The sequence below is a fragment of the Knoellia sp. 3-2P3 genome, from assembly GCF_029223115.1.
Lineage (GTDB): Bacteria > Actinomycetota > Actinomycetes > Actinomycetales > Dermatophilaceae > Pedococcus_A.
Genome location: NZ_JARGZE010000002.1, coordinates 801,293 through 817,801, shown reverse-complemented (window position 1 = coordinate 817,801; position 16,509 = coordinate 801,293). Strand labels below are relative to the sequence as shown.

18 protein-coding genes are annotated in these 16,509 nt (G+C 72.1%); 13 read left to right on the top strand and 5 right to left on the bottom strand.

What is annotated here, in order from left to right; all coding sequences use genetic code 11:
• Positions 1 to 152 precede the first annotated feature (152 nt).
• Positions 153 to 830, top strand: a complete 678-nt coding sequence (locus P0Y31_RS09330; protein ID WP_275868561.1) for a hypothetical protein — start codon at positions 153 to 155, stop codon at positions 828 to 830.
• A gap of 40 nt (positions 831 to 870) precedes the next feature.
• Here the strand turns inward: P0Y31_RS09330 and glpK (P0Y31_RS09325) are convergent, their stop codons facing one another.
• Both glpK (P0Y31_RS09325) and P0Y31_RS09320 read right to left on the bottom strand, forming a co-directional pair.
• A complete protein-coding gene (gene glpK / locus P0Y31_RS09325; protein WP_275868559.1) occupies positions 871 to 2,388 on the bottom strand; it encodes a glycerol kinase GlpK in 1,518 nt (505 codons plus the stop codon).
• The gene (locus tag P0Y31_RS09320) at positions 2,385 to 3,152 is read right to left on the bottom strand and encodes an IclR family transcriptional regulator (protein ID WP_275868557.1); all 768 of its coding nucleotides are present in this window, start codon (positions 3,150 to 3,152) and stop codon (positions 2,385 to 2,387) included. The genes glpK (P0Y31_RS09325) and P0Y31_RS09320 overlap by 4 nt, the downstream gene beginning before the upstream one ends.
• Positions 3,153 to 3,419: 267 nt before the next feature.
• On the opposite strand from P0Y31_RS09320, the gene P0Y31_RS09315 reads away from it, so the two are divergent.
• The 6 genes from P0Y31_RS09315 to P0Y31_RS09290 all read left to right on the top strand — a co-directional run bounded on the left by P0Y31_RS09315 (position 3,420) and on the right by P0Y31_RS09290 (position 9,408).
• Positions 3,420 to 4,271, top strand: coding sequence for an MIP/aquaporin family protein (locus P0Y31_RS09315; protein WP_275868555.1), 852 nt, complete (start codon positions 3,420 to 3,422; stop codon positions 4,269 to 4,271).
• 49 nt (positions 4,272 to 4,320) lie between these two features.
• Positions 4,321 to 5,835 carry a glycerol kinase GlpK gene (gene glpK / locus P0Y31_RS09310; protein WP_275868553.1) on the top strand — a complete coding sequence of 505 codons (1,515 nt, stop codon included), beginning with the start codon at positions 4,321 to 4,323 and terminating at the stop codon, positions 5,833 to 5,835.
• A gap of 59 nt (positions 5,836 to 5,894) precedes the next feature.
• Positions 5,895 to 7,556, top strand: coding sequence for a glycerol-3-phosphate dehydrogenase (gene glpD, locus P0Y31_RS09305; RefSeq protein WP_275868945.1), 1,662 nt, complete (start codon positions 5,895 to 5,897; stop codon positions 7,554 to 7,556).
• 172 nt (positions 7,557 to 7,728) lie between these two features.
• Positions 7,729 to 8,061: a putative quinol monooxygenase gene (locus tag P0Y31_RS09300; RefSeq protein ID WP_275868550.1), complete on the top strand. Its 333-nt coding sequence runs from the start codon at positions 7,729 to 7,731 to the stop codon at positions 8,059 to 8,061.
• Positions 8,062 to 8,137: 76 nt separating this feature from the next.
• On the top strand, positions 8,138 to 8,659 hold the full coding sequence (locus P0Y31_RS09295; protein ID WP_275868548.1) for a hypothetical protein: 522 nt from the start codon (positions 8,138 to 8,140) through the stop codon (positions 8,657 to 8,659).
• Positions 8,656 to 9,408 carry a dienelactone hydrolase family protein gene (locus tag P0Y31_RS09290; RefSeq protein ID WP_275868546.1) on the top strand — a complete coding sequence of 251 codons (753 nt, stop codon included), beginning with the start codon at positions 8,656 to 8,658 and terminating at the stop codon, positions 9,406 to 9,408. Before P0Y31_RS09295 ends, P0Y31_RS09290 begins: the two co-directional genes overlap by 4 nt.
• Positions 9,409 to 9,435: 27 nt before the next feature.
• Here P0Y31_RS09290 and P0Y31_RS09285 read toward each other — a convergent pair whose 3' ends face one another.
• A complete protein-coding gene (locus P0Y31_RS09285; RefSeq protein WP_275868544.1) occupies positions 9,436 to 10,521 on the bottom strand; it encodes a DNA topoisomerase IB in 1,086 nt (361 codons plus the stop codon).
• Positions 10,522 to 10,589: 68 nt separating this feature from the next.
• Positions 10,590 to 12,002 (bottom strand): amidase, encoded by a 1,413-nt coding sequence (locus P0Y31_RS09280; RefSeq protein ID WP_275868542.1) that lies wholly within the window; start codon positions 12,000 to 12,002, stop codon positions 10,590 to 10,592.
• Between the two features lie 793 nt (positions 12,003 to 12,795).
• Here P0Y31_RS09280 and P0Y31_RS09275 point away from each other — a divergent pair.
• The 6 genes from P0Y31_RS09275 to P0Y31_RS09250 all read left to right on the top strand — a co-directional run bounded on the left by P0Y31_RS09275 (position 12,796) and on the right by P0Y31_RS09250 (position 15,914).
• The gene (locus tag P0Y31_RS09275) at positions 12,796 to 13,293 is read left to right on the top strand and encodes a DUF222 domain-containing protein (protein ID WP_275868943.1); all 498 of its coding nucleotides are present in this window, start codon (positions 12,796 to 12,798) and stop codon (positions 13,291 to 13,293) included.
• The gene (locus tag P0Y31_RS09270) at positions 13,294 to 13,494 is read left to right on the top strand and encodes an HNH endonuclease signature motif containing protein (RefSeq protein ID WP_275868539.1); all 201 of its coding nucleotides are present in this window, start codon (positions 13,294 to 13,296) and stop codon (positions 13,492 to 13,494) included.
• A 145-nt stretch (positions 13,495 to 13,639) separates the two neighbouring features.
• Positions 13,640 to 13,843: a DUF4177 domain-containing protein gene (locus tag P0Y31_RS09265; RefSeq protein ID WP_275868536.1), complete on the top strand. Its 204-nt coding sequence runs from the start codon at positions 13,640 to 13,642 to the stop codon at positions 13,841 to 13,843.
• 3 nt (positions 13,844 to 13,846) lie between these two features.
• Positions 13,847 to 15,067, top strand: a complete 1,221-nt coding sequence (gene rocD, locus P0Y31_RS09260; RefSeq protein WP_275868533.1) for an ornithine--oxo-acid transaminase — start codon at positions 13,847 to 13,849, stop codon at positions 15,065 to 15,067.
• Between the two features lie 81 nt (positions 15,068 to 15,148).
• Positions 15,149 to 15,514 carry a hypothetical protein gene (locus tag P0Y31_RS09255; RefSeq protein ID WP_275868531.1) on the top strand — a complete coding sequence of 122 codons (366 nt, stop codon included), beginning with the start codon at positions 15,149 to 15,151 and terminating at the stop codon, positions 15,512 to 15,514.
• Positions 15,507 to 15,914: a hypothetical protein gene (locus tag P0Y31_RS09250; RefSeq protein WP_275868529.1), complete on the top strand. Its 408-nt coding sequence runs from the start codon at positions 15,507 to 15,509 to the stop codon at positions 15,912 to 15,914. Before P0Y31_RS09255 ends, P0Y31_RS09250 begins: the two co-directional genes overlap by 8 nt.
• 58 nt (positions 15,915 to 15,972) lie before the next feature.
• On the opposite strand, the gene P0Y31_RS09245 is transcribed toward P0Y31_RS09250, so the two are convergent.
• Positions 15,973 to 16,440, bottom strand: a complete 468-nt coding sequence (locus P0Y31_RS09245; protein WP_275868526.1) for a nitroreductase family deazaflavin-dependent oxidoreductase — start codon at positions 16,438 to 16,440, stop codon at positions 15,973 to 15,975.
• Positions 16,441 to 16,509 lie beyond the last annotated feature (69 nt).

The following is a 16,509-nucleotide window of genomic DNA, read 5'->3' as shown; positions in this document are numbered from 1 at the left end:
CAGGGGTGGCACGCCGCGGTCGGCCAGTGACCGGCGGGGGAGTGCTCCCCATTGCCGGTGCGGCCCCTGCGCCACGACGCTTTCCCCGCCCGCAGAAGAGGACAAACCGGGCCATCGGCGGTCAGCCGGGCTCAGCAGACGAGGGGAAAGCCATGAACAGCAACAGGATTCGCCGCATCGGGATCGGCCTGCTCGCAGCGACCGCGGTGGCAGTGCCGTCCGCGGTCGCGGTCGCGTCCGAGCCGCACTACGTGACGGTGAAGCCGGCCGCGCGGCCGGGCAGCGTGAACCCGAAGGTGAAGATCCACCACGGGAACCCACGGCCGGACAAGCTCGGCTCCGCGTCGGTCACGCAGTGCTCGGGCGGCCCGGCCGCAGGCACCGAGCGGCTGGCCAACTACATCGAGTACTGGTGGCCGCGTGGCGAGAGCGCCGGCATCTACAACTGCCGCACCGTCTCCGGCAGCAGCAGCTACAGCCTGCACGCCGGCGGCCGCGCCTACGACCACCGCCTGTCCGTCCACAACGAGAAGGACAAGGCGGCCGGCGACTCCCTCGTCGCGGCGTTCCTGCGCGCCGACACCAAGGGCAACAAGTACGCCCTGGCCAAGCGGTTCGGGGTCCAGGAGATCATCTGGAACTGCAAGATCTGGACGGCGGAGCGGGCGAGCGAGGGCCTGCGGCCCTACGGCGCCTGCCCGACGAGCAACGACACCATCGCGCACCGCGACCACGTCCACATCGGCCAGAACCTGCGCGGCGCCAACCGGAAGACCACGGCCTTCACCGGCTGGAGCTGGTGCGAGCCGCGCGACGGCATGTGCAGCTGAGTCCTGCCACAGGGCGCCTCACGAGGCGTCCCACCATCGGTCAGCTCGCGGTCGACGGTGGGGCGCCCCAGGCGATGGAGAGCTCGACGGCGCGGTCCCAGCGCTCGAAGTGGTGCTGCCGCACCGCCGGCTCCATCCGCGGGTGCCACTCGGCGGCCTTGTGCCACTGACGCTTGAGAACTTGGCGGTCCGGCCAGTAGCCCGCCACCAGCCCGGCCGCGTAGGCCGCCCCGAGGGCAACGGTCTCGGCCATCATCGGCCGCACGACCGGCACGTCGACGAAGTCGGCAACGGCCTGCATGAGCAGGTTGTTGGCGGTCATGCCACCGTCGACCGCCAGGCTGCTCAGCGGCACGTCGACGTCGAGGTTCATGGCGCGCGCGACCTCGCTGATCTGCAGGGCGGTCGCCTCGAGCACCGCCCGCGCGATGTGCCCCTTGGTGATGTAGGACGTGAGCCCTGCGACGATGCCTTGGGCCTTGGTCTCCCAGCGGGGCGCGTACAGGCCGGAGAACGCCGGGACGACGAAGCAGCCGCCGTTGTCCTCGACCGTCATCGCCAGCGTCTCGATCTCCGCAGGGGAGCGGATGAGGCCCAGGCTCTCGCGGCACCACTCGACCAGGGCGCCGGCGATCGCGACCGACCCCTCGAGGGCGTAGACGGCCGGCTCGCCGTCGGCCTTGTGCGCGACCGTGGTGATGAGTCCGTGCCGGGAGCGGGCGATGTCGGTGCCGGTGTTGAGGAGCAGGAAGCTGCCGGTGCCGAAGGTGCACTTGGCCTCGCCCGGCTCGAACGCCGTCTGCCCGAAGAGGGACGCCTGCTGGTCGCCGATGACCGCCGTCACCGGGATGCCGGGCACGGGGCTGCGGGTGTGCGCGAGGTGGGCCATCGACGGGCGGATCTGCGGCAGCATCACCGCGGGGACGCCCATGCAGTCGAGCAGCTGCTGGTCCCACTCCAGGGTGCGCAGGTCCATGAGCATCGTGCGGCTGGCATTGGTCACGTCGGTGACGTGCAGGCCGCCCCCGACGCCACCGGTGAGGTTCCACAGCAGCCAGGTGTCCATGGTGCCGAACAGCAGGTCGCCGCGCTCGGCCCGCTCGCGCAGGCCCGGCGCGCTGTCGAGGACCCACCGGAGCTTGGGGCCGGAGAAGTAGGTCGCCGCAGGAAGACCGGTGCGCTCGAAGATCGTCTCCGCACCGAGGTCCGCACAGACCTCCTGGACGAGCGGGGCCGTCCGGGTGTCCTGCCACACGATCGCCGGGGACACCGGTTCCCCCGTGCGGCGGTCCCACACCACGGTGGTCTCCCGCTGGTTCGTCACGCCCAGGGCCACCACCTGCTGGGGGGAGGCGCCGGCGTTGTCGAGCGCCTCGGGGATGAGGCGCTGGACGATGTCCCAGATCTCCGCGGCGTCGTGCTCGACCCAGCCCGGGCGGGGGAAGTGCTGGTGGTGCTGCCGCTGGGCGAGCGAGACGAGCCGCCCCTGGCGGTCGAACAGCAGGCACCGGGTCGATGTCGTCCCCTGGTCGAGGGCGGCGACGTAGCGGTCGGTCACGAGCGGCCGTGCCCGAACTCGCGGGAGATCGCCCGGGCGGCCCACAGCACGTCGTCGGCGAGGGCGGCGCGCGGGTGCCCGCGCCCGTCGCAGAGGGAGTCGACCGGGCCGGTGACGCCGACAGCTGCCACGACATAGCCGCCGCGGTCGCGGATGGGGGCGGCGATGCCCGCCTGGCCCCGCTCCGACTCCTCGACGGCGACGGCGTAGCCGGCGTCGCGGACGTCGGCGAGCTGGCGGATGAGGGCGGGACGATCCGTGAGGGTGCGGCTGGTCAGGGCCTCGAGCGGCCCGTCCAGCACGCTGCGCGCCGCCCCGGGATCGAAGGCGATGAGCACCTTGCCGAGTGCCGTCGCATGCAGCGCGATCGTCGCCCCCGTGTCCAGGGTCTGGTGGCCGGCCGCGACCCGGAACACGTGGTGGGCGATCACCCCCGCGCCGCCGCGGAACATGGCCACCCGCGCGGACTCGCCGGTGCGGGCCGCCAGCGCGTCGGTCCAGTTGATCGCCCGTGAGCGCAGCTCGTTGACGTCGAGCTGCGTGGACCCCAGCTGGAGCAGGTCGCGCCCGACGCGGTAGAGACCCGTCACCTCGTCCTTGTCCACGAACTCGACCTCGCACAGCGTCCGCAGCAGGCCGTGGGCGGTCGGCTTGGCGAGCCCGAGGGCCCCGGAGATCTGGGCCAGGCCGAGCGGCTCGCTCTCGGCGGCGAGCAGGCGCACGATCGCTGCGGCACGCTCCACCGACTGCACAGACCCGGGCATGGCCCCACCGTCCCACGGCGTTCGACATTGTCAAACGTGGAGGCGTTCGACGATGTCGAACGCCGGTCGTTGTCCGGGTGCAGGGGAGCGGCCTACGGTCGCCGAGAGCCCCTCCGGATGCACGATCGCCGATCACGGGCGAGGCTCGAACCAGCCACAGGTGTGGCCGGCAGGGCCAACGCAGCACCAGCACTTCACACAACAGAGCACTTCACACAGCAGCGCACTTCGCACACAGCAGAGCCACTCGTACAAAGGAGTACTGACATGGCAGCGCTCGGAAGACGAACGCTCGTCGGCGAGCTCATCGCCGAGTTCATCGGGACCCTCATCCTCATCATCCTCGGCACGGCGGTGGTGGCCCAGGTCGTCACCAGCGAGGGTGCCTTCGGTGACCACGACTCCATCGCCTGGGCCTGGGGGCTCGGCGTGGTGTTCGGCGTCTACACCGCAGCACGCATCAGCGGCGCCCACCTCAACCCCGCAGTGACCATCGCCCTCGCCGTCTTCCGTGACTTCGAGTGGCGCAAGGTGCTGCCCTACTCGCTGGCGCAGGTCGCCGGCGCCTTCACCGCGGCCCTCATCGTCCGGCTCGTCTACGCCGAGGCCATCAACCTCGTCGACCCGGACCACACCATTGCCACCCAGGGCATCTTCTCGACGCTTCCGGGCAACGGGACCCTGGACATCAGCCAGGGGACCGCGCTCCTCGACCAGGTCGTCGGCACCGCGATCCTGCTGTTCCTGATCCTCGCGGTCACCGACACCCGCAACAGCGCGCCCGTCGCCTGGATGGCACCGTTCATCGTCGGCCTCATCGTGGTCGCCATCGGCATGGCCTGGGGCACCAACGCCGGCTACGCCATCAACCCTGCCCGTGACTTCGGGCCACGCCTGGCGTCCTTCCTCACGGGCTACGAGACCGCGTTCGAGGACCAGAACGGCGCCTTGTACTTCTGGGTGCCGATCGTCGGCCCGATCGTGGGCGGCCTGCTCGGCTCGGCGGCATACGTCTTCCTCATCGAGAAGTTCCTCCCGCCGGTGGAGGAGGAGCAAGAGGTCGGCGAGGTCCCCACCGGGGGGCCCAACCCGCACGCGAAGGAGTCGTCGGTCAGCTGACCAACCCCATCACAAGCACGTCCCGAACACCCAGAGCAAGGAGCACGTCATGGCAGATTTCGTCGGCGCCGTCGACCAGGGCACCACCAGCACGCGGTTCATGATCTTCGACCACGGTGGCAACGAGGTGGCCCGCCACCAGCTCGAGCACGAGCAGGTCATGCCCAACCCGGGCTGGGTCGAGCACAACCCCGTGGAGATCTGGGACCGCACCAGTTCGGTGCTGCAGACCGTCATGAACAGCAAGGAGCTCGGCCCCTCCGACCTCGCAGCCCTCGGCATCACCAACCAGCGCGAGACCACGGTGGTGTGGAACAAGCGAACCGGCCGGCCGTACTACAACGCGATCGTGTGGCAGGACACCCGCACCGACAAGATCGCCGCGGCGCTCGACCGTGACGAGCGCGGAGACCTCATCCGGCGCAAGGCCGGCCTGCCCCCGGCAACCTACTTCTCCGGTGGCAAGATCCAGTGGATCCTCGAGAACGTCGACGGTGTTCGCGAGGCGGCCGAGAAGGGCGAGGCCATCTTCGGCAACACGGACAGCTGGCTGCTGTGGAACCTCACCGGCGGCACCCGCGGGGGGGTGCACGTCACCGACGTCACCAACGCCAGCCGCACCATGCTCATGGATCTCGAGACCCTCGACTGGGACGACGAGCTGCTGAAGATCTTCGGCATCCCGCGGCAGATGATGCCCGAGATCCGGCCCTCCTCCGACCCCCGCCTCTACGGCGAGACGCTCGAGAACGGCCCCCTCGGCGGTACGGTGCCGCTCGCCGCAGCGCTCGGCGACCAGCAGGCGGCCATGGTCGGGCAGGTCTGCCTGGCGGCCGGGGAGGCGAAGAACACCTACGGCACGGGGAACTTCCTGCTGCTCAACACCGGTGAGGAACTGGTCCGTTCCGAGAACGGCCTGCTCACCACCGTCTGCTACCAGTTCGGTGACGCCAAGCCCATCTACGCGCTCGAGGGATCGATCGCGGTGACCGGGTCCGCCGTGCAGTGGCTGCGCGACCAGCTCGGCATCATCTCGGGCGCGTCGCAGAGCGAGTCGCTGGCCCGGCAGGTCAAGGACAACGGCGGCATGTACTTCGTGCCCGCCTTCTCTGGTCTGTTCGCGCCCTACTGGCGCTCGGACGCGCGCGGCGCCATCGTCGGCCTGTCGCGCTTCAACACCAACGCGCACCTGGCGAGGGCCACGCTCGAGGCGATCTGCTACCAGAGCCGCGACGTGGCCGACGCCATGGAGAAGGACTCCGGGGTCAAGCTCGAGGTGCTCAAGGTCGACGGTGGCGTCACCGCCAACGACCTGTGCATGCAGATCCAGGCCGACGTCCTCGGCGTGCCGGTCAGCCGCCCCGTGGTCGCGGAGACGACCGCGCTCGGCGCCGCGTACGCCGCCGGACTCGCCACCGGGTTCTGGGAGGACCCGGAGGACCTGCGAGAGAACTGGAACGAGAGCAAGCGCTGGACGCCGGAGTGGAACGACGACCAGCGCGAGGAGGGCTACCGCGGCTGGCGCAAGGCTGTGGAGCGCACGCTCGACTGGGTGGAGGTCTGACCATGCCCGCAGAGGTGGCCCGACTCGACCGGCAGAGCCGGGAGCAGGCGCTGGAGGGCATGGCCGCCGAGGAGCTCGACGTCCTGGTCATCGGTGGCGGTGTCACCGGTGCCGGGGCGGCCCTCGACGCCGTCACCCGCGGCCTGCGGGTCGGGCTGGTCGAGGCACGGGACTACGCGGCGGGCACGTCGAGCCGCTCGAGCAAGCTGATCCACGGCGGGTTGCGCTACCTCGAGCAGCTCAACTTCACGCTCGTCCGCGAGGCCCTGCACGAGCGGTCGCTCATCCTCAACCGCCTGGCCCCGCACCTGGCGCGTCCCGTGCCGTTCATCTACCCCCTGCAGCACCGGGTCTGGGAGCGGCCGTACGTCGGCAGCGGCATCCTCCTCTACGACACCATGGGCGGCCGGCACGGTGTGCCGGGCCACCGCCACATGACGAGGAGGCAGGCGCTGCGGGCGTTTCCGTCGCTGCGCAAGGACGCGCTGGTCGGAGCCGTGCAGTACTACGACGGCCAGGTCGACGACGCGCGGCACACCATGATGATCGCGCGCACGGCGGCCCGGTACGGCGCCCTGTGTGCGACCAGCGCCCGAGTCGTCGGGTTCCTCCGGGAGGGCGACCGGGTGGTGGGCGCCGAGGTGGAGGACCTCGAGACGGGCCACACGCACAAGGTCAGGGCGAAGTCGACGATCAACGCGGCCGGCGTGTGGACCGACGAGATCCAGGAGATGGTCGGCGGGCGGGGGCAGTTCAACGTGCGTGCCTCCAAGGGCGTGCACATCCTCGTGCCCCGCGACCGGATCCACGCCAGCACGGGGATCATCAGCCGCACCGAGAAGAGCGTGCTGTTCATCATCCCGTGGGACACGCACTGGATCATCGGCACCACCGACACCGACTGGCACCTCGACCTCGCGCACCCGGCGGCCAGCCGGAGCGACATCGAGTACCTGCTCGACCACGCCAACCGGCTGCTGGCCACGCCGCTGACGCACGACGACATCACCGGCGTCTACGCGGGCCTGCGGCCGCTGCTCGCCGGGGAGTCGGAGGCGACCAGCCAGCTCTCCCGCGAGCACGCCGTCGTCAGCCCGGTGGCCGGCCTCGTCATGGTCGCCGGCGGCAAGTACACGACGTACCGGGTCATGGCCAAGGATGCGGTCGACGTCGTGGCGCACGCGCTGCCGTGGAAGGTGCCCAAGTCGTGCACCGACTCGGTGCCGATCGTCGGGGCCGACGGCTTCCACGCCGCGTGGAACCAGCGGCAGGCGAGGGCCGACCGGGCCGGCATCCACGTCGCGTGGGTGGAGCACCTCCTGCGCCGCTACGGGACGCTGACCGACGAGCTCCTCGAGCTCATCGCAGAGAACCGCGACCTCGGCGAGCCCATCGAGGGCGCTCCGGAGTACCTGCGGGTCGAGGCGTACTACGCGGCGCTGGCCGAGGGGGCGCTCCACCTCGACGACGTCCTCACGCGGCGGACCCGGATCTCGATCGAGACGTTCGACCGTGGCCAGTCCTCGGCACGGCACGTCGCCGAGCTGGTCGCCCCGGTCCTCGGCTGGGACGCGGCGAGGGTCGACGACGAGGTCGAGCACTACCTGGCCCGGGTCGAGGCCGAGCTGCAGTCGCAGAAGGAGCCGGACGACCAGACGGCCGACGCTGCCCGGCTCGGGGCGCCGGAGGTGCGCGGGCTGGGATCCCGCCGCGCCTCCTGACACGGACGGACGTGGGTATGCCGGGCGCACGCCGGCATACCCACGCCGCACCGTCCGTGCGGACCCGGCCGAACCGTCCGTGCGCGCCGCCGCAGCTGCCGGCCCTCCGCCGTGCGTGGCGGTGGCGGTGGCAGCATGGGGCAACCGTGACCACCCGCGAAGGAGTGCCTCGTTGATCTTCATCACCGCCAAGTTCCCCGTCCTGCCCGAGCACGCCGAGGCCTGGCCCGAGCTCAGCCGTGAGTTCACCGAGGCGACCCGGGGGGAGGAGGGCTGCCTGTGGTTCGACTGGTCGCGCAGCCTGGACGACCCGAACGTGTACGTGCTGGTCGAGGCCTTCCGTGACGACGCCGCGGGTGCCGCCCACGTGCAGTCAGCGCACTTCCAGAAGGCGACGGCGCAGCTGCCGGCATACCTCGCCGAGACCCCGCACATCGTCAACGTCACCGCCCCGGGTACCGAGTGGTCGCGTCTGGGCGAGATGGCGGTGCCGGAACGGGCCTGAGCGCACGGACGGCGGCCCGGCCCAAAACGCGGCATAAAGACCCAGTGGCCCCTGCCGACCATGGATACTCGGGCACGTGAACGTCCGCTCGCTGTCGCCTGAGAGTGGCGGGACCCTGCTGCCCTTCCGGGGGCACCGCGACGTCGGCGACGAGGCGGGCCGGCGCACCGGCCCCGACCCGGTCGAGCCGAGCGACTCGCCGACGGTCGTCCACCTCACCCGCCGCCGCCTGGGTGCGCAGGCGACCGCAGGGAGGCAGCGCCCCCACTGGGTGCGGGTCGCCGTCGCGCTCGCCTCGGCCGCACTGGTGGCGGGAGGGGCGGCGGCCGCCGCCCTCACCGGGGTGCTCCCGCTGTCGACCGAGCGGCCGCAGCCACGACCCGCCGTGTCCGCACCGCCGACCTCGGCGGCGGGCCGGGGCACCAACGTGCCCGCCGCCTACGGCCTGTGCCAGGCCTTCGACCGGGCCGCCGAGCGGGGCGACGACGTGGCCACGGCTCTCGCGTTCCGCAACCTCGCGCACGCCGCCGGTGGGGCCACCCAGGTGTCGGGTTACTGCGCTCCCTTCGACGACCTCGACCGGGGCCGGGCGCGGTGACGGCCACCCCGGCCCTGCAGGGCTGGGTCGAGGGCGAGCACACCGCGGACGGCCGCAGCCACCCGATCTACCGGCGTGGTGAGGGTCCGGGTGTCATCGTCATCCACGAGCTGCCGGGACTGACCCCGGACGTGGTCGCGTTCGCCGACGAGGTGGTGGACGCGGGCTTCACGGTCGCGCTGCCGAGCCTGTTCGGCACCCCCGGTGCGCCGGGCACGGTGGGGGAGGTGCTGCGTGTGATCCCACGGGTCTGCGTCAGCAGCGAGTTCACCAAGCTCGCGGTGGGCGAGACGGCACCTGTGGCCGGCTGGCTGCGCAGCCTGGCCCGCCACCTGCACCAGGAAACTGGTGGCCCGGGCGTGGGCGTCGTGGGCATGTGCTTCACCGGTGGCTTCGCGCTCGCGGCCATGGTCGACCCGTCGGTGGCCGCCCCGGTGGTCGCGCAGCCGTCGACGCCGTTTCCCGTCGGACGGCGTCGGAGGGGCGACCTCAACCTGAGCCCGACAGACCTGGCCTCCGTGAAAACCCGTGTGGCGCAAGGCTGCCCGGTCCTCGGGGTCCGCTACGACGGTGACCGGGCCACCGGCACCCGCTTCGACACCCTCCAGCGCGAGCTCGGTGACGGGTTCCTCCGGGTCGACCTGTGCCCGGGCGGCCGGATGGACCACGCGACGCTGACCGTGCACCGCAGCCAGGTGGCCGTCGACCGGGTCCTCGCGTTCCTCGGCCAGCGGCTGAAGCCGGCCTGACCGCGGCAGTGGGCACGCGGCATACCCTCAGCCCCGAGCGCCGGTGACCGCGCTCCGAGGCGAGGTCTTCCGCGCCCGGCTGCGCACCGCCCGCGCCGCAGCCTCCGACCCGTCGGCCGCGAGCATCTCCAGCACGGCCTTCTCCAGCTCGGCCTGGCGCACGTCGGGGGTCTCGTGCACCTTGCGCGCGACGTGCGCGATCGTGGTGCCGTCCTCGTAGAGGTCGATGACGCGGGGGTCGATGTAGGAGTTCTTGGCGATGGTGGGGGTGTTGCCGAGGTAGTCCGAGACCTCCTGCACCGCGGCCTTGATGGCTCGCTGGCGGGAGCGCTTGGTGTCGCCGGGCTCCTCCGACATCGCCAGGGCGGTCGCCGCGATGACCGTGGCGTGCCAGGTGCGGAAGTCCTTGGCGGTCAGGTCGCCGGCGAGGAGCTCGCGCAGGTAGGTGTTGACCAGGGCGGCGTCGAGGCTGCTCCAACGACGTGAGTTCTGGTATGCCAGAAGGCGATCGCCGCCACCGCGCCGTTTGCGCATCCGCTCCAGCGCGGCCATGACGTCGGCGTCGTCGATCTCGACGCAGTGCTCGATGCCCGACTTGCCGGTGAAGCAGAAGACGAGCTTGCCGCCCCGGGCGCGCACGTGGCGCTTCTCCAGCGTCGTGAGCCCGAACGAGCCGTTCGCGTCGGCGTAGCTGTCGCTGCCGATGCGGAAGTAGCCGAGGTCGAGCAGTCGCACCGCCGCCGCACTCGCCCGCTCCAGCGGCATGCCGTCGAGGCCGAGGTGCTCGAGCACCTGCCGGCGGGCGTCGGGCAGCTTGCGCGCCGCCTCGCTCACCCGGTCGAACTTCATCTTGTCGCGCTTGATCCGCCAGTCGGGGTGGTAGAGGTACTGCCGTCGACCCGCGTCGTCGGTGCCGACCGCCTGGATGTGGCCGCTGGGGAAGGGGCAGATCCACACGTCCTTCCAGGCCGGCGGGATGGCCAGGGCACGGATGCGCTCGACGTCCTCCTCCGGCAGTCGCTGCCCGTCGCTGTCGAGGTAGACGAAACCCTTGCCCGCGCGTCGGCGGGTCCAGCCCCTCGAGTTGGGGGAGACGGTGCGCAGCCTGGCCATGACCGGACACTAACGCGCAGGTCAGCGGCCTGCGCGGCGACAACAGCAGCGGTATGCCGCGGGCTCGCCTACGCGGTGATGGGCCAGCGCGGGCGCGCGCCCTCCGGCCGGTTCCGCTCGTACCACCGCAGCACCCGCAGGACGCCGACGTCGTCGAAGCGCCGTCCGGCGACCTGCAGCCCGATGGCCCGGCCGTCCTCGGTGAAGCCGCAGTTGACCGTGCCGGCGGGCTGTCCCGAGAGGTTGTAGGGCGCCGTGAACCCGATGTGCACCATCCCCGCGTCCTCGTTGCCGAACGGCATCGGCCACTCGGCTGGGAAGGCCGGGCCCGGCGCCACGGGGGAGAGCACCCCGTCGAACCCCAGGGTGGCCGCGACGGTGCGCTGCTGGATGGTCATGGTGCTGCGGTAGCACTCCATGACGCGCGCGCCCGAGACGTCGGCGCCGCCGTGCACCCACTGCACGATGAACGGCAGCACCCTGCGCCTGCGCTCGTCAGGCAGCGCGGAGTAGTCGACCCAGGAACGGACCCGCCAGAACAGGTCGAGGTCAGCGAGCAGCGCGTCGTCCATGAAGGGTGCGAGCGGCTCGACGACCGCACCGGCCTCCTCGAAGAGGGCTGCTGCTCGCTCGATGGCGGCGACCACCTCGGGCTCGGCCGGTGTGCCGCACCCGGCGTCGAGGTGCAGGGCCAGGCGCAGGCCGCGCACGTCGAGCTCGAGGTCCGTCTCGTCGAGGGCCAGGCGCTGCGGCGGCAGGCTGGTGAAGTCGCGCGGGTCCGGCCCGCTGAGGACGCCGAGCAGCCGGGCCGCGTCGTCGACCGTGCGCGTGATCGGCCCGGCTGCCCGCCCGAGGAAGGGGGTGTCGAGGGGCACCCGGCCGGCGCTCGGCTTGAGGGTGGCGAGCCCGAGCCAGGTGCCGGGCAGGCGGATGGAGCCGCCGATGTCGGTGCCGACGTGCAGTGGGCCGTAACCGGCGGCCGCGGCGGCGCCGGCTCCCGAGGACGAGCCGCCGGAGGTCCACCGGGGGTCCCACGGGCTGCGGGTGATGCCGTGCAGGCTGGACACGCCGGAGGAGAGCATGCCCCAGTCGGGCATCACGGTGGAGCCGAGGATGACGCCGCCAGCCTCCAGGATCCGGTCGACCGCGGGCGAGTTCGCCTCCGGCACAGTCGGCTCGACCCCGGCGCAGCCGAGCGGCATCGGGACGCCGGCGCGGGCGAGGTTCTCCTTCACGGTCGTGGGGACGCCGTCGATCGCGCCTCGGGGTGCACCTGTCCGCCAACGGTCCTCGGCGGCGCGCGCCGCCTCCAGCGCGCCTTCGGGGTCGGGACTCCACAGGGCGTTGAGCTCGGGCTCGCGTCGGTCGATGACGTGCTGCACGGCCGACAGCACCTCGACAGGGGAGAAGTCGCCCCGTGCGTACCCGGCCACGAGCTCGGCCGCGCTGAGCCGGGCCAGTGCGACGTCGTCGGCGCCCACGGTCAACTCCTCCTCTCGCAGTCGGGTCCAACCACGAGTATCGGACGAGTCGGCGGGGCAGGCAGGCGAGTCCGGAGACTGTCTCTCGATGCGGTCGTCCACAGGGGTGGCGCCTGTCGTCACGTTGTCCACAGGCGGTGGGTGCCCGGGTTGCCCCGGAGTTGCGAGTATGCCGTCGAATCACGCTGTGCTGCAACAGATTCCGTTGCCCTCTGATCAGTTGGGTTGTCGGTGGTCTCTCCTAGGGTTGTCTGCATGTTCACTCCTGCTACTTCGTCGGCGTTCGGCTCGCGGCCGGTGCTGTCCGCGGCCCGGGCCGCGGGCGCCGCGCTGGCCGGGGCGCAGGCCGGTGGGCAGGCCGGGCAGCTGTGGGCGCTGTCGGACGCCGAGGTCGCCGAGGCCCTGGGCCACCTCGAGCGGGTCCGGGCCTCCGCGGAGGCACAGCAGGTCTCCGTGGTCGCCGAGGCCCGCACCCGCGGGCTGGGCAGCGAGCAGGGCTGGTCCGGGGTCGACTGGTCCACCCAGGCGGCGCCCGGCATGTCGGCCGGGCACGCCGGCACCCTGCAGGTCGTCGCCGACGCGTGCCGCGACCCCCGGCTGGCCGACCTGGCGGCCGGCCTCGAGTCCGGTGCGATCAGCCTTCCGAAGGCCGCGCAGCTGGCCCGGTTCCACCAGGCCGCCGCGCCGGTGGCCGACCCCGAGCAGCTGGCCGCCGACACCGCCACCCTCCTCCAGGCCGTCCCGGCGCTGACCGAGAAGCAGCTGGCCATCGCGATCCCGGCACGCGGCCGCGCTGCTGCGGCCCGAGCGCGACGCCGAGCACCTCGAGGAACGCCGCCGGGCCGCACGCTCACTGTTCAAGTCCCCCGGCCCGGCCGGGATGACCAGCTACCGGCTGCTCCTGGACCCCGAGGGGGCGGCCATCCTCGACGCCGCCATCGACCCGCTCGCCCGGCCCCGGCCCGCCAAGGACGACCCCGACCTGCGCACCCCGGCCGCCCGCCGCGCCGACGCCCTGCTGGCCGTCATCGGCCGCGGCGTCTCCTCACCCGGGAAGGCCCCCAAGACCAGCAAAGCCGCCCTCGTGGTCACCCTGAGCCTGGAGCAGCTCACCGGCGCCGCCCGCGGAGCCGGGCTCACCCTCGGCCAGGAGCTCCTCACCGCCGGCACCGTGCGCCGCCTGGCCTGCGACGCCGACCTGATCCCCGCCGTGCTCGGCACCCGCAGCGAGCTGCTCGACGTCGGCCGCCGCAAACGCCTGGTCCCCCCGGCCATCCGGCTGGCCGCCTAGGTGCGCGACGGCGGCTGCACCTACCCCGGCTGCACCGTGCCGGCCCAGTGGTGCGACGCCCACCACGGCGTCCCCTGGTGGGCAGGGGGCGACACGGCGCTGGCGAACACCGCCCTGCTCTGCGGGCGGCACCACACCCTGGTCCACGACCGCGACCTGACCTGCACCATCACCGCCACCCACGTCACCTGGCACCTCTGACGACCCCGCCCCACACCCCGCCGACGCCGGCGGGGCCTCCGGCATGTCAGGGGCGTGGCTGTCTTCGGCGCGGCGCGCGGCGGGTCGCTGGCCGACAGTCCTAAAGGCCCGGGCGGCGTGCGCCGACGGCGGTTACTGTCGGCTCATGCGATACGAGTACAAGGTCGTGCAGCTTCGCGAAGGCCTCATCGGGGGGAAGATGTCCGCCGACAAGCTCGAGAAGGTGCTCAACGAGTGGGCGTCCCAGGGCTGGCGGGTCAAGGCCATGACCTCGGCCGAGGTCAAGGGCCGGGTGGGGCCCGGTGGCACGGAGGGTGTGCTCGTCACGTTCGAGCGTCCGGTGGGCTGAGCCGTGAGGCACTCGTCGGCTGAGCACATCGAGCTCACCGAACGCTACGCCGCGCACAACTACCACCCGCTGCCCGTGGTCCTCGAGAAGGGCGAGGGCTGCTGGGTCACCGACGTGGAGGGCCAGCGCTACCTCGACTGCCTGGCCGGCTACTCGGCCCTCAACTTCGGGCACTGCCACCCGCGGCTGGTCGCCCGGGCGGCCGAGCAGCTCCAGAAGCTCACCCTGACCAGCCGGGCGTTCTACAACGACCAGTTCGGGCCCTTCGCGCGCGACCTCGCGTCACTGTGCGGCAAGGACATGGTGCTCCCGATGAACACCGGGGCCGAGGCCGTCGAGACCGCGATCAAGGTCAGCCGCAGGTGGGGCTACCAGGTCAAGGGTGTCCCCGCCGACCAGGCCAGCATCATCACCATGGACGGCAACTTCCACGGCCGGACCACCACGATCATCAGCTTCTCGACCGACCACGTGGCGACCGCCGACTACGGCCCGTTCACGCCCGGGTTCCCCCGCGTGAAGTACGGCGACATCGACGCCATCGCCAACGCGGTCGACGAGACCACGGTCGCCGTGCTCTTCGAGCCGGTGCAGGGTGAGGGTGGCGTCATCATCCCGCCGGACGGCTTCCTCCGGGACCTGCGGACCCTGTGCCGTGAGCGCGACATCCTCATGGTCGCCGACGAGGTGCAGTCGGGCCTCGGTCGCGCCGGCACGACGTTCGCGTGCGACCACGAGGACGTCGCCCCCGACATCTACATCCTCGGCAAGGCGCTCGGCGGCGGCCTCTACCCGGTCTCGGCGATCGCGGCCGACGCCGAGGTGCTCGGCGTCATCACGCCGGGCAGCCACGGCTCGACCTTCGGCGGCAACCCGCTGGCAGCAGCCGTGGGCAGCGAGGTGGTCGCCATGCTGCAGACGGGGGAGTACCAGCAGCGCGCGTCGGTGCTGGGGCAGCGGCTGGAGGCCGGCCTGCGCGAGCTCGTGGGCCAGGGCGTGGTCGGCATCCGGGTGCGCGGCTTGTGGGCCGGGGTCGACGTCGACCCCGCGCTGCTCAGCGGGCGCGAGCTCTGCGAGGGCCTGCTCGAGCGCGGGGTGCTGGCCAAGGACACCCACGGGTCGACGATCCGGCTCGCACCCCCGCTGGTCGCGACTGAGGAGGAGATCGACATCCTGCTCGAGGCGCTGCGCGACACCCTCGACGAGGCCCAGCCCTCGGCCTGAATCCGCCGGCCGCCTGGGCCTGCGACCGGGTCTGCTGCCCGGCCACCGCTGCGCAGACCGGTGCCGGATAGCCTTGCCCGCGTGCTGTTCCCCCTGACCGTCGCCATCTACGCCGTCTCGGCAGTCCTCGCCGTGATGGCCGGCTGGTACGCATGGCGTGACCGGCTCATCGACGACCGGCTGCTGCTCGTCGCGGGCCTGCTCGAGCTCGGCCTGCTGGTCCAGGCCGCGGTGGTTCTCGTGACCGTGGGCGACGTGGGCGGGGGCGGCGCCGAGAAGGCGACGTACGCGGCATACGGGCTGACGCTGCCCTTCATCCCGCCGGCCGTCGCGTTGCTCGCGATCAAGGAGAAGACCCGCTGGGCGATGGGCGTCATCGCCGCGGGCGCCTTCGCGGTCGCGATCATGACCGGCCGCCTGCAGCAGATCTGGGACCTCCATGGCTGAGGCCGGCACGAGCACGCGGTCGGGTCCCGGGGTCGTGCTGGTGGCGGTGTATGCCGTGCTGGCCCTGGCCGCGACCGGTCGCTCGGTGCTGCAGATCAGCGAGTACTTCTCGCGAGCACCCGTGGCCTACCTGCTCTCGGCGCTGGCGGCCGTGGTCTACATCGTGGCCACCGTGGCACTGGCCCGTGGGAGCCGCACCTCCTGGCGGGTCGCCCTGGCGGCGATCCTCATCGAGCTGGTCGGGGTGCTCGTCGTCGGGCTGGCGTCCTACGTCGTGCCCGAGGCGTTCCCCGACAAGACGGTGTGGTCGCACTTCGGGTCCGGCTACGGCTACGTGCCGCTGGTGCTGCCGGTCCTCGGTCTGTGGTGGCTCAACCGGACGCGGCAGCCGACCCGCTGAGCTGCTCGAGGAGCTGCACGGTGACCTCGTCGCCGGCCTCCTTGCCCACCGGCCGCGCTCATCGCCGGTGGGAGGGGCTCTGCGCCTCGTCCTCCGGGTGGGGCTCGAGCAGCAGCACGGGGATCACCCGGTCGGTCTTCTCCTGGTACTCCGCGTACGGCGGGTAGGCCTCGACGCAGCGCTGCCACCACTCCTCACGCTCGGCGCCGTGGATCTCCCGGGCCCGGGCGGTCCACGTCCTCGTGTCGTCCTGGAGGTCGATCACCGGGTTCTTGCGGAGGTTGGCGTACCACTTCGGGTGCTCCGGCGCGCCGCCCTGGCTGGCCACGGCGGCATACACGCCCTCGTGCTCGACGCGCATGAGCGGCACCTTCCGCACCTTGCCCGACACTCCCAACATCGTCAGCAGCACGACGGGGCGGTTCATGATGTGCACCGCGCGGGTGGTGCCCTCCGCCTCGATCGTCTCGACCTGCTTGCGGACCCAGCCGCGCGGGCTCGGGACGTACTCACCTTCGATGGCCATGCCCCCATCCAAACAGGCGAGCCGCAGGAACGTCACCGTCCCGGACAAATGCGGACGGGTCGGAAGTCC